General features: G+C 47.0%; 12 protein-coding genes. 9 read left to right on the top strand and 3 right to left on the bottom strand.

The window, feature by feature from the left end; all coding sequences use genetic code 11:
* Window positions 1-3: 3 nt before the first annotated feature.
* The 3 genes from M1125_04060 to M1125_04050 are packed head-to-tail and all read right to left on the bottom strand — an operon-like array spanning window position 4 to window position 3,464.
* A complete protein-coding gene (locus M1125_04060) occupies window positions 4-465 on the bottom strand; it encodes a hypothetical protein (GenBank protein ID MCL5404978.1) in 462 nt (153 codons plus the stop codon).
* Window positions 446-1,753 (bottom strand): glycosyltransferase family 39 protein, encoded by a 1,308-nt coding sequence (locus tag M1125_04055; GenBank protein MCL5404977.1) that lies wholly within the window; start codon window positions 1,751-1,753, stop codon window positions 446-448. The genes M1125_04060 and M1125_04055 overlap by 20 nt, the downstream gene beginning before the upstream one ends.
* Window positions 1,754-1,757: 4 nt before the next feature.
* A complete protein-coding gene (locus M1125_04050; protein ID MCL5404976.1) occupies window positions 1,758-3,464 on the bottom strand; it encodes a hypothetical protein in 1,707 nt (568 codons plus the stop codon).
* Between the two features lie 229 nt (window positions 3,465-3,693).
* Between M1125_04050 and M1125_04045 the strand changes: the two genes are divergently transcribed.
* The 9 genes from M1125_04045 to M1125_04005 all read left to right on the top strand — a co-directional run bounded on the left by M1125_04045 (window position 3,694) and on the right by M1125_04005 (window position 13,906).
* Window positions 3,694-4,083, top strand: a complete 390-nt coding sequence (locus M1125_04045; protein ID MCL5404975.1) for a hypothetical protein — start codon at window positions 3,694-3,696, stop codon at window positions 4,081-4,083.
* Window positions 4,084-4,270: 187 nt separating this feature from the next.
* The gene (locus M1125_04040) at window positions 4,271-4,660 is read left to right on the top strand and encodes a hypothetical protein (GenBank protein ID MCL5404974.1); all 390 of its coding nucleotides are present in this window, start codon (window positions 4,271-4,273) and stop codon (window positions 4,658-4,660) included.
* Window positions 4,661-4,790: 130 nt separating this feature from the next.
* Window positions 4,791-5,522 (top strand): hypothetical protein, encoded by a 732-nt coding sequence (locus M1125_04035; GenBank protein MCL5404973.1) that lies wholly within the window; start codon window positions 4,791-4,793, stop codon window positions 5,520-5,522.
* 92 nt (window positions 5,523-5,614) lie between these two features.
* Window positions 5,615-6,883, top strand: a complete 1,269-nt coding sequence (locus tag M1125_04030) for a hypothetical protein (GenBank protein ID MCL5404972.1) — start codon at window positions 5,615-5,617, stop codon at window positions 6,881-6,883.
* Between the two features lie 8 nt (window positions 6,884-6,891).
* Window positions 6,892-8,646 carry a hypothetical protein gene (locus tag M1125_04025; GenBank protein MCL5404971.1) on the top strand — a complete coding sequence of 585 codons (1,755 nt, stop codon included), beginning with the start codon at window positions 6,892-6,894 and terminating at the stop codon, window positions 8,644-8,646.
* A complete protein-coding gene (locus tag M1125_04020) occupies window positions 8,643-10,112 on the top strand; it encodes a hypothetical protein (GenBank protein ID MCL5404970.1) in 1,470 nt (489 codons plus the stop codon). The genes M1125_04025 and M1125_04020 overlap by 4 nt, the downstream gene beginning before the upstream one ends.
* A complete protein-coding gene (locus M1125_04015) occupies window positions 10,112-11,200 on the top strand; it encodes a hypothetical protein (GenBank protein MCL5404969.1) in 1,089 nt (362 codons plus the stop codon). The genes M1125_04020 and M1125_04015 overlap by 1 nt, the downstream gene beginning before the upstream one ends.
* Window positions 11,197-12,243, top strand: a complete 1,047-nt coding sequence (locus tag M1125_04010) for a hypothetical protein (GenBank protein ID MCL5404968.1) — start codon at window positions 11,197-11,199, stop codon at window positions 12,241-12,243. Before M1125_04015 ends, M1125_04010 begins: the two co-directional genes overlap by 4 nt.
* Window positions 12,244-12,253: 10 nt before the next feature.
* Window positions 12,254-13,906, top strand: coding sequence for a hypothetical protein (locus tag M1125_04005; protein MCL5404967.1), 1,653 nt, complete (start codon window positions 12,254-12,256; stop codon window positions 13,904-13,906).
* Window positions 13,907-13,938: the final 32 nt, after the last annotated feature.

The following is a 13,938-nucleotide window of genomic DNA, read 5'->3' as shown; positions in this document are numbered from 1 at the left end:
GCTTCAGCTCTCGTTTTTACCGGTTATCAAGTATAAGCCGTATGTCAGGTCCATTGGCTTGTAGACTGCCGTTACTATCGGCTTGGTCTTGTAGAGCGTGAATGCATTGCTGCAGATGTTGCCAGGCGTAGTGCACCAATAGCCATAGTCTATTATGCTGCAGCTGTAATTCCGCGATACGTTTTCGTAAAACGATGCATTGTACAGGTAGGAATACTGCAGCGCCGGCTTGCCTATGACGTTAAACAGCGTAGGGTCATATGTGTATACCACGCAGTTGCTAGGTATGTAGCTGCTTGAATTGTATATGAAGTTCTCATAAAACCTTGCGCTTCCTGCTTGCATTATGTTGGAAGGATTTATCGAAAGCTCTTTTACCTGCAATGCGAAAGAAACCGCTATAACCGCAAGTATTATCAGCATTGCCGCTGCCAGCACCCTGTTTTTACCTCTTTGCACTTCCATCCTTTTGCCACCTGTACATAAAATTGTCCGCAGACTTTATTATACCATAGACGCCGTAGCCCCCGAATATGCATACTGGCGTTATCACGGAAAGCATAAATCTCCAGTCCACTCCGTAAAGCACGCCGCCGGCATAGAACGACGTATAAAGCAGGAAAAATGCCAGGAACCATATTCCAAGGAAGAGCGCCTGGCGCCAGTAGCCGTATACTGCAAGGAATGCGATGCCAACAATTGCAAATGCTGTGAAGGCGAAAGGCTGGATTATGTCTGTTTTGTTGTAGGCGCCTAGCCAAAAATTTATGTTGCCGCATATATTCGCCTCCAGGTTTTGCAAGTCTATCGGCTTCGAAGGCGTGATAAACGATGGACTTGCCGAGCATGATTTTTGCACTGTTGTGTCGGCATAGCCGTAGCTGCCGTGCTGGAGCTCGTAGTGCGCGAATCCTACCTCTGGGGCTATTGCGATTACGAATATGAGAAGCGCAACCAGCATGGGCGTATTGAATGCGTTGTTCTTGAGCCTGGCTGCATTCTTCCTTATCGAATCTTTTATCCCATTGTCGGATATTATAATGTAAAGCAGAGGTATCAATACCACATATGCTATTGCGTCGATCTTCATGTACGCCAGTAGGGCCAAGGAGGACAGCACCAGCATGAATGTCCAGGCATTCCTTCGCGAAGAAAATACAAGCATGAAGAATATGGCTATGAGCGAATATGCAAGCATGGGCATGTCAGATGTGGTTGGATACGCCCATACGAGCAGTATTGGGGACAGGGCCATGAAAAGCGTGGAGAATACAGCCACGTATGGCTCCTTGGAAAGGACAAGGGCTATAAGGAATGTGAACAGCACAGAGACAGCAGCAAGGAAAAACCCCGTGCCGTAAGCAGAAGACGCATTAACGCCGAATGCAAGGAATGCTATGCCAAGCGTGAATGCTGTCCCTATCGGCTCGTGGAATGTCTGGCCTATGAAGCATTTTGCAGGCGTGCCATAATTGCACATCCACGCCTGGCCGGTGTGTATAAGGTCCTGGGCCATGCCCTGATATATTACGTCGTCGAAAAACAGCTGCTGCGTTGGCTTCACTATTGCAAGCTCCAGGCCTGCAAAAACCAGCACCATTACAATGGCAAGAAGCAGCAGCCTTTTGTTCATGCCAGATTCGCGGAGCACTTCATAGATGCTGTGCCTTGATCCATAAACCGCAATGATCGTGCCTATAAATGCTATGAGGATCCCGACAGTGAATGTGTACTCCTCTATGGCATAGTTCATCCTTTCAGACACCTTTTTTATTGACTACTGTTACCCCATTTATGAACATGTATTTCGTTTTTGTAGCCTTCATTGTTGCGATGGCATCGGCAGGGTCCATGACTATGGGCATTCCGTGCAGGTTGAAGCTCGTGTTCAGCACTATGCCGTACCCAGTTAGCCTGCGCACTGAAGCCAGGAGCTGCTTGTAGGCAGGGTTCTCTTCGCCAACCATCTGCGGCCTGGCCGAATGGTCCACGTTTACAACAGACTTCGTTATATCGCGCGCGTCTTCCCTTACCATGTATCCCATTGTCATGTATTTGTCATAGCCTTTGCCATCGAAATACAGGATTCTGTTGGCCTCCTCCTCCAGAAGCGACGGCGCGAATGGCTGGAACCATTCCCGCCTTTTGACATGCAGGTTTAATCTGTCCTTAACCTCTTCGGATTCCGGAGACGCAAGTATGCTCCTGTCCCCTAGCGCCCTCGGGCCGTACTCCATCCTTCCTTGGAACCAGAACAGGTAGTTGCCATTGCTTATTAGCTCTGCTGCGTGCCTTGCCTGGTCTTGAATAGGCTCTGCTGTGAATTCAAATTGCCTGTCCTTCTTTATGTGCTCAATGGTCTCATCCTGCGAGTACTGATTGCCAAGGTAGGCGCTGAAGCTGTGTGTCGTTGTGCCGGTCAGCATGTAATTAGTATAGAGGGCGCTGCCGAGCGCTATGCCGCCATCGCCCATATGCGGGAATACGTACCAGTGCTTTATGTGCTCAAGGCCCCTTATGCGCATGTTAGCCTTTATGTTTGAGAAGAGGCCTCCGGCAAACACAACGTTTTCTATGCCGAACCTGTCGCAGACATTGCTTACGAACTTGAGTACTGTGTTCTCCAGCAGCTGCTGCGCCATGTATGCGAATTGCTCCCTTGGGAGCTGCCATGCGATTTTTTGAAGCATTGAAAACTCCTTTCTGAAATTGTATTTTGCGCTTAGCACCGTACCTTCGACCTTGAAAAAGTCCTTGAGCTTGTTGCTCTCATAGTCAAACGGGTACGAGTAGTCTGCCATTGCCATAACCTTGCCTTCGTCCTCCAGCTCACGCATGCCGACTATGTTTGTGACCTGCTCGTAGAATACGCCTAGCGAATCCCTTGCACGTATTGCCATGTGCCTTTCCATCTTCCCGTTTTCATACACGCTTACAGAGCCTGAAAGCCCGTCCCCAAGCCCGTCAAGCGTTATGACAAGGGCCTTCTGAAATCCGGAAGTAAACGCGGCCGTCGCAGCATGTGCGGTATGGTGCTCCACCACATGCAGCTTGAAGTCCCTAAAGCCGAGGTGGGACAAATGCCTTGATATTATGCTTTTGCTTATAGGGGTGCAAAGGGGCAGTATGCCTGCGCCCGTCAGAGTGTATTTTATGTTGTGCCTGAAGTTTTCCAGCATGGGTTTCGGTATTTTGCGCCTCCTGAACTGGTAATAGATCTCGGCCATCCGTGGGTATATGCGCTCAAGGGTCTTTGTAAGTTCCGTAGTAGTGAATGATATGTGCTCTATGTCGGTTGGCTTCAGATTTGCATATGCCAGGGCGGCACGCACAGAATGGTACGGAAACTTTATCTCCAGCTTCCTCTTTGTAAAGCGCTCCTCATTAGCAGCATATATTACCTCCTTGTCTTCTATCAGCGCTGCGCCGGCATCGTGGCCGTCCCAAATGCCAAGTATATACATAAAATCACAATCAGCAGTTTCTAGTCTTATAGTAAAGCAGATTTTATCTTAAAGAAGTTAATGCCTGCCCATACTTAATACTTTTATGCAAATTCTTTTATAGCTTCACGCAATGCACTAAACATTCGTTCCATTTTATTGAAATATTCCATAATTTGTGGCTGTACGAAAGGTATTTAATTTATGATTGCTGAATGATTCAATTCAAGAAATGTCAAGGTGTACAAAAATGTTGGAAACAAAACTACTGTCAATAGTGAACCTATTGCACTCGAAAGTCTTCCGAGTAGTACTGATGGTACTGCCAATGCTTGCATTCGCATCGACCGTATCATACGCAGCGCCTAACGCATTTGCAACAATAACCAGCGTTATATGCCCAATATACAGTGCTATAAGCATCGGTATATTCATATTGGGACTGGCACTGATAGTGCTTGGAGGAGCGCTATATGCAGCTGCACACATAATGCCAGGACAAAGCAAGGGTTCCATACAAGGATATGGTATGGGAATGGTAGTAGGAGGCGTAATAGGAGTAATAATAGCAGAACTCGCGCCGTTCATACTGGCAATCCTGACAGGAAACTCAGAGTCCGCAATAAAGTCATATTGCTGATTCGCGAGGTTGAAGCGCCTGCATGAAAATGCAGGCTGCATTTTTATTTTTGTTCCTATTTTTTTATGTTCCACAGCTATACAAAGCAGGTTTGCTGCACGTGCGCAGTATTGCAAGACTTATTGCGAAACTTATTTAAATTGTGCTATTTAAGAAATTAAATTAAAGATGTATAAAGGTGTACGAAATGTTAGAGACCAAACTACTGTCAATAGTGAACCTATTGCACTCGAAAGTCTTCCGAATAGTACTGATGGTACTGCCAATGCTTGCATTCGCATCGACCGTATCATACGCAGCGCCTAACGCATTTGCAACGATAACCAGCGTTATATGCCCAATATACAGTGCTATAAGCATCGGTATATTCATATTGGGACTGGCACTGATAGTGCTTGGAGGAGCGCTATATGCAGCTGCACACATAATGCCAGGACAAAGCAAGGGTTCCATACAAGGATATGGTATGGGAATGGTAGTAGGAGGCGTAATAGGAGTAATAATAGCAGAACTCGCGCCGTTCATACTGGCAATCCTGACAGGAAACTCAGAGTCCGCAATAAAGTCATATTGCTGATTCGCGAGGTTGAAGCGCCTGCATGAAAATGCAGGCTGCATTTTTTCTTTGATGGCACTTAGCTGTTGCTTTTTGGCAAAAAGACCTATTTTTAATATTTCTGTTGCTAATATAATGGAAGGTAGTGTTAATGCTTGAGGTTTTAGGGGATTCCGCAGGAATCTACAAGAAGCACATAAAGCTCATATGGTTTTTCTCCATATCTTTTCTCATAGCGGTGCTTATACCGTTGCTTGCGCCGTTTCCTACTTATAACGATCTTGGCAGCATACTGCTTAGGACTGGCAGCATATACCTTAACCTGAACCTTTTTGATGCCGCAGTGATAATTGCTGCAACGATATTCTCCCTGATATTTCTAAGCTTTGCCATAGTTGCAATCAATACGATAGTAAAGCATAGCAGGACAGTCACAAGGATAAAGGGTGAGGTCATACGCTCACTTGAGAAGAATACGAGCAATGTTTTTATAGTGCTTCTAGCATTCACTGCGATACCTGTATTCATAAATTTCATAACATACTACACTGGCTATTCTGGCATAATAACGGCTATCGTTGTGATAATACTGATACCGTTCTTGTTTTATGCGCCAACTTCAATAGTCATAGACGAAAACAGGCCCGTGAGGGCGATACAGGCTAGCCTGCACTTCATGAGGAAGAAATTCGCCTACTTCGTTTTGTGGCTGCTTGCTGCATTTATAATACTCAGCGTTGTGGACCTTGTACCGATTGCGTTCGGGGGTGCCAGCGCTGCTGCCTATGCCGCGCTCATTATAGATTCGTTCTTCGCATTGCCATTTCTTGTAGTGCTGCAGAGCGAAACTTATATAAGGCGCTTTGCAATGCTGAAGAGGTAAAAGGCAATATATGACGCCTTGCACAAGCGTATTAAATATATTAGTTGCAATATTGAAATATGCGACTAAAACCTGCGTATATCGCGGCGTTCATGGCCTTTGTATTATTGGCATCGATTAGCAGTGCACAGAGCACAACATCGGTGACATGCCCGTTTACAGGCATTTCGACTACTTCGTCTAACGTAGGACTTTGCATTGCCGGGGCAATACCGCTTGCGCTTATAGGCCTTCTTCTTTCTTTCCTGCTGATAGGCATAGCCTTCATGGTGGGAAACGTCCTGCAGATAGGGTCGCTGAGGAACTGGTACCAAGGAGAGCTTTATGAAGCGGCGAAAAGCGCTCTTCTGATTGTTTTGATCTTTGCAATACTTATTATCGTTGGCGCAATAGCGCTTGCTCTTGCTGGTAGCAGTGTGCCTGTCGTCTCGTTGCCGCTGAATAGTAGTGCTTACAGCAGCGTTTCCGATAATTTGAACCAGCTTTATGCGGTTGATTACAGCGCATACATTGATCCGACAATGCTGATGCTCAATGAGAGCTTCTACGCGTTCGAAGGCCTTTCTTCCTCTGTAGGAGAGCTTAAGAGCACTGCAGTATTGACATGGATACCCATACCGATACCTTTCGTTGGGGCACTGCAGTTCGGGTCGTCTTCTGGATTTCTGAGCAGCTCTGTAATAGAGTCAAATTTAGAGCTGCCGAACTACTCTTTTATAAAGGACTTCATAGAAGTAGTGTTTATACCTGTTTACTTTGTGCTTGAAACCCTCAGCAGCCTCCTTTATTACATAGTGCTCATAGGCCTGGCGCTATTCCTGCCAATAGGCATAGTGTTCCGCGCCATACCGTTCCTTCGTGGGCTCGGAGGCAGCTTCATAGCAATCGGCATGGCAATAGGGCTCATCTTTCCAGCAATGCTGGTTGTATTCAATGTACCTATGACAAATTACATACAGCCAATACTGTATCAGCAGAACACTGCACCGACAGTAACCTGTTTTGGAAGCGGTATTTCTGCGGAATCGTTATTCACAGATGCGCTTTGCGTTATAGCATATCCGACTTACGGCACTGCCTCAGATATACTTGTAGATGCACAAACTGCCGGTGACCCAAACGCGAACTTGTATGCAAATTCCTTTGAAAACGGCTGGGGTGGGGGCATGGCCATTATGCTCTCAGGGCATGGCGCAATATATCCGGCATTCAATATCATAGGGTTTTATGGAACGCCTGTGCTCTTTCAATTCATATTGATAATATTGGATCTTGTGATAACGCTGGTGATTGCAGGCGCGATAGCAAGCATGCTTGGCGGAAAGCTGAGCTTGGGCGTCGGTAAATTCAAGATTGCATAGGTGTGAGTTTGCATAATAAAGCATTGACTGCAGTTATTTACATGATTATAATAGCTGTAGCAGTAGCTTCGTTCTTATATGCCGGAAGCCATATTGCAAGCAGCTTAACGGCAAAAAGCTCGCCTGTAATGGTGCCGGCCCACCAAGATAGCATTGTGCCTAATACTGCATATTCCAAAACTGCAGATGTTCAAAACAGCACTTTGATAAGCCAGCCAGTGTTTGGCGGTGCAGGAAGCAGCTGCCTAATAAATGCGCCTAATGGATATTGCGGCTATTCTTCATGCGATACAGGCTACAGCTGCGTGGCAAACTCCAAGGCGCAATATATTACAAAAACAAGCAGTGGAGAATGCGTCCTCTCCAACAGTGGATATAGGCTTGGCACCTGCGAATCGAGCAAAACCACCACAAGCTCCACCACCAGCACGGTAAAAACAACTTCCTCTACAATAATATCGACAACATCTACGACTTCTACGACTTCTACGACGTCTACAACAACATCGACAACATCGTCCACTACTAGCTCTACTACGACAACATCGACAAGCTCCACGACAAGCACAACTTTCACAACAGTAGTGCCTGCAGTAAACTACTGCAGCATTTACGGCGGGCCTGGCTCTCCTTACATAGCAGGGTGGCTTCCGATAAATTACATAATTATCCTTTTTGGTTTCCTTGTAGTGGCATTTATTTTCATGATAAGCAGGTTCATGCCAACATCCTTGCGCGTAAGGCTTACACAGATAACAAGGGTTGAGATAACGCAGCTTGTTATAAGCATAGTAATACTGCTCGTGCTGCTTTCGCTTACTACATCAGCATGCAATCTTTCCGCTTCTCTCGGCTCGAAGGTGCTTTCCGCAGCAGGAGTCACTGGAGTTACAGGGCTTACGCCATTCGAATATGCGGATTATTACATAGGCACACTGGCATTGAATCGAGGCATAAACCTGATAGGCTACGTTTACCAGACCTCTATAAGGTATGCGATAGTCGGCAGGATATTTACAGTGCTTTCTCAAGACCTTAGCATATCTCCGACCATTGGAGGGGTATTCAGCGTAACCATATCGTATGCGCATGACTTTGGAACATTATACGGCTCTCTTTCTGATGTGTATTTCGACGCGCTCTCTCCAATACTGATAATAACTATAGGCATGCTGTTCCTTCAGTACCTGGCGCTGCCCATATTTGAGTATACTGCTTTTACAGTGCTGCTGCCTGTTGCGCTAGTACTAAGGTTTATACCATACGGCGGCACAGGCCTTCGAACGATTTCTAACGCGGTGCTGGCAATAGCGATAGCGATATACATAATTTACCCGCTGATGATAGCTTTCGACAGCTACATAATTTATTGGATATACACGCCATCGCTGAATCCGCTGTACGGCTGCACCAACTGCCTGAGCACTGCATACGTGCTTCCAGCTCTTCCGAGCTCTTCTTTCTTGGAAAGCAATACGCTTATCACCTCAAGCAAAAACAGCCTATTCTCCATTTTCGGCTCTGGCCTGGGCGTATCCACTCCGGTCACGAACAACCTTCTTAGCTCGTCGCTGTATGCTACGCTGAGGGTTCCTATAGTGTCTGTAGCTTCGTACATAATCCAGAACATGTCTGAATTTATATTTCTTGCTGTATTCCTATTTGGCTTAAACCTTGCAGTTGCAATAGGATTTGCCATGGGCCTTGCGCGGTCTCTTGATGCCGGCATAGAGGGTGTTGCGTCATTTTGGGCGAGCTTATGATGTTGCTTATACCGATATTGCTGCAGATTTCTGCATTCCACGGGGTATACTCATCTCTGTTCCCGCTCATAGCAATAGCCATAGTGCTTGATGGAGCCATAGTTGGAGCATGGTATATGGCAGGCGCAATACTTGGCAACGCCAGGGTGAAGTCGTCGGCCATGACAGAATTTTACCAGCTCATAGGCACTGCGGTGCTTGTAGTGCTGCTGGTAAGCGTGCTGGTGATATTCGGGGATGCGTTCTATTCCGTAACTTCCTCAACGGCGCTCATGAACCCGGCGAATGTCCTAAGCTTGTGCAATGGCATAAACGAAAGTTCGCAGCTTTCGGTGCTGAATGCCTCAAAGTCGCTTACAGGAAGCTCGCTGCTGTTCTCCAAGAATCCAACTGGCTTTCCTGGGCTTTGCAACATAGTGGCAAAGCAGAATACATTTACTGAGAAGGCGGACTACCCGCTTGCTGCATCAGGAGTAGTGATAGCAAACCTTACGAACCAGACTGCGCTCAACCTAAACTCGTATTTTATATTCGACGCTTTCATTGGTTACCTGGAGCACCTGAGCCCGCAGATAAACATATGCATATCGCCTGAGCCACCTTCTCCAATATCTGTGCAGTGCATGCTTCCAGCGCCTACAGAGGCTGACCTGTTCATACACTATCAAAATTCCCCATATGCTGGGCTTAGGCTGGTGTACAAATCCCTCGACAGCATAGGCGTGCTGATGACGCTTGCGCTTGAGAGCTTTATAGCGCAGCTCACCTTAACTTCTATCTTCCTATATATATGGCCGTACCTTATATTTGGCGGCGTCATACTCAGGGTACTGCCCTTTACAAGAAAGATAGGCGGGCTGCTGATAGCCATAGGCATAGGCGCAATATTGTTCTTCCCGCTGGTATTCTCCATAGAATACCTGTACCTAGGCCATGGCCTTGGTGCACTCATGGGCTATACGCCGCCAACCAGCACAACCCCATTCACATACAATTCGAATGACCTTGGCGCTTATTACGGGTTCGGCAACCTTTTCACGAATTCGACTTATTACATACCAAATAGCACAGGCAGGCCTTATGTGACAAACTTCTACGTCATGCCGAGCGTAGCGAACGCTACGAAAAGCACTGGATGCTGGCCGGCAGACGGAAACCTGCTTAATGCGGAGGTTGAAGACACGAGCTATTTGCTGATACCTTTTACCGGGCTTGCAACGCAGCTGCTTGCCCTTATAAATCATTCTGTGCCTGTTGCGCCTGACATTTCCGGGCTGCCGCAGGGGTGCACTGAAACGCAGGCACTGAACGGATATTACATGCTGGTGAGGACTTATGGAGTGCTTGGAATATCGGCATATTTCATACCTATAATAAATCTCATAATAGTGCTGAGCGGGATAATAGGCATATCCGGCCTCATGGGAGGCGATACGGCCCTTGCAGGCCTGTCAAAATTGGTCTGATGCAGATGTACGGCAGCATGTCATTAAGGAAGCACGCAGGGATTGCAGCCCTAGCGCTAATGGCCTTGCTTATGCTTGCCAATTTCAGCTTCGGCTCGTCCGCGACAAACCTTTGCAGCAGCCTTATTCCTACTACTGCTTCGAGCAATAGCGTAATAGGGAACACTTCCATTGCAGGCGGCGTAATCGTGCTGTCTGGATTGATCATTATGATAATGCTCACGATAGCTGGCATGGCATTTGCAATAGGGTATGCATTTAACATAGATAAACTTACAAGCTTTGCAAAATCCGAGATAGGCGAGGCAGTAATAACCGTACTCATAATCCTGATATTTCTTGGCGTGCTTTCCGCAACAGGAAGCACGATAGGCAAAAGCGGGGTGCTGGCCAAATATGACTGGACAGGCATCTTTACAAACGACTGTGTCAGTGTGGCTAGCACTGCATTCAATACGCTCGGTGCTTTCAGGGCTTTGGCAGTAGAATCCGATTTCTATTCGCTTCTGGCATCTACGTCCATAGGCCTGCACCCCAATTATTGGGGAATTGGCTTCTCGCCGTATTACGGCGCTTATTTCATTACGCAGATATTGAAGCTGCTGATAAGCTTTACAGGAGTTATAATAGCCTTGCTTTTCGGAGTGGCCGTGCTTTTGTCGCTGATATACAGCCTTTTCCCGATATTCCTCTATGTCGGGATAGTTCTGCGCACCATACCATGGACTCGCGCGGCTGGCGGGGCTTTCCTTGGGTTATTTATAGGATTCTACATTTTCCTTCCGCTGATCATAGCGTTTGTAGCAACGATGCCGCCCATAACTGCCGTTACAGTAACGGCTTTGACTTCTGATCCGTTCACCATAACAACGATTTTCAACCCTGTTAGCGACTTGAGCGCACTTATATCCTTCATACACGGGAATGTTGTGACAGAATTCATAGAATCTGTTGTCACGCCTGTAATGTACCTGCTGCTCGGCACGATCTTAGCAATAATGTTTTCGCTTGATTTCGCTGAAACTGTAGGTGATTTCCTAGGCGCGCCGAGCCTGAGCACGTCGAAGGCATTGAGAGGAGTCATATGAGCAAGATCAGAGATGTAACAGCAGTTGCGGTGCTTTTAGCAGTAGCACTCGCGCTTATTCCGAATATAGCTGGCGCAAGCACTACCACCACTTCGATATACTACGGGGTGTTCCCGCCTGCAGGCGGAATGTCAATCGCAATAATCGCGGTGCTCATAGTCATATTCGTTGCCGCATTTGTATACATGCTCGGCAGCACGATATACAGCCAGAATGCGAAGAACTGGGCAAAGGTGCAGATATACGAGGCATTAATATCGCTTATGCTGCTTGCAATATTCCTTGGGCTGTTCTACGTTTTCCTGATTAATCCAGTGAATGCGTACAACAGCGTAGGGCTGCTCCCTAAAGAATGCAATACTGCAAGCATAAACACGCTTTTCTCGCTTTCAGCATGTGATATAGGCACTTTTACCAACAACGCGTTCTCGTATTTCGAATTCGTTGACGTCTTGGCGCTTGTTGCAGGGCAATCGCCGGGCTTTTCCCTTGGGCTGCAGCCCATTTTGGGCCTTAAGATAAGCACCACCCTAAACAGCGTTTATCCTGCAGGCCTGGAGGGCTATATCGGCCTTGCCCTTTCCGGGCTCGTCTTCATGCTTGTGCTGAATAACCTGCAGCTGCTGCTAATATCCGGCTCGATACTGTTCCTTACGTTCTTCCTTACAATAGGGCTAATCGCCAGGGTATTCGGCTTTACCAGGACGTTTGGCGGAGCCATGATTGCGTTTGGCCTGGGCCTTGGGATTGTATACCCGCTGCTCATAAGCATCACATACGGCTTCATAAACGTGAACATGCTTTCAGGAGCCGGTCTGATATCAATACTACCTGCTGGAATAGCTGATTTCTTAGAATTCGTGGCTACAGGCACGGTATCGCTTATACCTACGAGCATAATAAGCGGCTTCGGATATGCGATAGTCGGCCTTACCTTTATTCCTTTCATAAACTTTGTCATACTTGATGCATTTATAATTGACTTTTCAAAAGCTGTTGGAGAAAGGGTGAGCTTCATGGAGCTGCTGTCAAACTTCATATAGGTGTAATGGATTGAACTACGACAAGAGATTGGTAAGCTATGCAGTATACATTGCAATTCTAGCGGTAATCATTGGTTATGCGCTGGGCTATGCTAATGTTGGATTGAGCCAAGGCTCTGGAATCCAGAAAATATCTGGCGGCTTATCTTTCGCGCAGTCGTCACAGACCCAGGGCGAGCCGGCCTATGCAATTTTTACAATGTCTACGGAAAAGCTGCTTTCCGATCCAATAATGACGACATATTGCGACTTTTGCGGCGAACTTTATCCATGCAATGGGTACTGCAAAGTGCTTCCGAATAGGTGCCCGCATGGCGGTGTTGAAGAAGAGTGCATTGCTTTCCATACCACGACCACTTCTACAATCAGGACCACTACATCCACAATATTTACAACAACCTCTACTACTTCAACATCCAGTTCTACTACTTCTACAACCAGCACTTCAACTACGTCTACGACAAGCAGCACGACCACTTCCACCACAAGCACATCCACCGCATATTACAGCTGCGACACCTGCGTAAATCCAACAACAGGGTTTAGCTGCCCTACCGACTGCAGCTATCAGACTACAGGCCCGTCGAACGGCTGCCCGAGCAATATGATTGCGTGCACCCCGACGCCTACGCCGCCGCCGCTCAGGTGCGGGCTGCTCCCTCCAAGCTTGGAACAGACAATTCAGAGCACTGAGCCATGGTACTGCCCGATAAACGAATCTATATACTTCTCGTGGCAGGGCTACATACCAATAGCCATAATAGTGGTGCTTATAGCTTTCCTCATTGCAGGAGGCATATTTATGGTTGGGGCAGCTACCAAAAACAGCAGGATAAGGAATTTCGGAGTAGGGGAGCTTTATGAGGCGATTGCGAGCGCCATTATTGTGGTGCTATTCCTTTACATAAGCGCAGTTGTATTCGGCCTGGTGCCTGGCGTTTTCGTTGGGGCGATAAACCCCTACGCAACTGCTTTGCACCTTATAACCACGACAATAAACTCAGCAGAAAACGTTTATAACGAATTGTTCCGCACATATTTCTATGATATGTATTTATCGTCAATCAAGGCGACAATATCGACGCCAGCGTATCCTGCAGCCAACATAACCAACGAGATAGTGCCGCTTGCGTTCTTGGGATTGGATATATTCTACATAGAGCCGACGGCAGTCATAACTTCGTTCATAGCAGACGGCATACTTGCGTTGTACGCGGAATATTACCTTATAGTATTCTTTGCCGTGGCCGCAATACCTGTATTCCTGGTGCCTGGCGTGATATTGAGGGCAATACTTCCAACCAGATCGCTTGGTGGCATACTCATAGCGACTGCGGCAGGCTTTTACTTTGTAATGCCGCTGTTGTTTGCAGTCGCTTTCTACTTTACGGCACCGCACCTGATTACGCAGCTCAATGCCGAATCGGCATTGCTTGCAAGGTATGGCGCTGGACGAGGAGCTGAGCTTAATGCCCTCACATCCACAAGCCCATTGGTCACAAACCTAAGCAGCATAGAGTCTACGATAAATTCGTTCTGGCTTTTGATACTCTTCTACCCTGCCCTGATAAGCGCAGTGACATATGCATTCATAGTGCAGCTCGCCAACTTTATAGGAGGCACTGCAAGGATGAGCGGAAGGCTTCGCGCCGGATTCATATGATCCCGTTTAGATAAATTTATTAAACTTTAAAA

Source organism: Candidatus Marsarchaeota archaeon, from assembly GCA_023485295.1.
Taxonomy (GTDB): Archaea; Micrarchaeota; Micrarchaeia; order Micrarchaeales; family Micrarchaeaceae; genus Micrarchaeum_A.
Note: the sequence above shows the minus strand (reverse complement) of the source record. Positions and strands in the feature narration are given on the sequence as shown.

Bases quoted from the DNA above. Each gene is read 5' to 3' on its own strand.
- M1125_04060 (MCL5404978.1), bottom strand. From the start codon at position 465: ATGGAAGTGCAAAGAGGTAAAAACAGGGTGCTGGCAGCGGCAATGCTG.
- M1125_04055 (MCL5404977.1), bottom strand. From the start codon at position 1,753: ATGAACTATGCCATAGAGGAGTACACATTCACTGTCGGGATCCTCATA.
- M1125_04050 (MCL5404976.1), bottom strand. From the start codon at position 3,464: ATGTATATACTTGGCATTTGGGACGGCCACGATGCCGGCGCAGCGCTG.
- M1125_04045 (MCL5404975.1), top strand. From the start codon at position 3,694: ATGTTGGAAACAAAACTACTGTCAATAGTGAACCTATTGCACTCGAAA.
- M1125_04040 (MCL5404974.1), top strand. From the start codon at position 4,271: ATGTTAGAGACCAAACTACTGTCAATAGTGAACCTATTGCACTCGAAA.
- M1125_04035 (MCL5404973.1), top strand. From the start codon at position 4,791: ATGCTTGAGGTTTTAGGGGATTCCGCAGGAATCTACAAGAAGCACATA.
- M1125_04030 (MCL5404972.1), top strand. From the start codon at position 5,615: ATGGCCTTTGTATTATTGGCATCGATTAGCAGTGCACAGAGCACAACA.
- M1125_04020 (MCL5404970.1), top strand. From the start codon at position 8,643: ATGATGTTGCTTATACCGATATTGCTGCAGATTTCTGCATTCCACGGG.
- M1125_04015 (MCL5404969.1), top strand. From the start codon at position 10,112: ATGCAGATGTACGGCAGCATGTCATTAAGGAAGCACGCAGGGATTGCA.
- M1125_04010 (MCL5404968.1), top strand. From the start codon at position 11,197: ATGAGCAAGATCAGAGATGTAACAGCAGTTGCGGTGCTTTTAGCAGTA.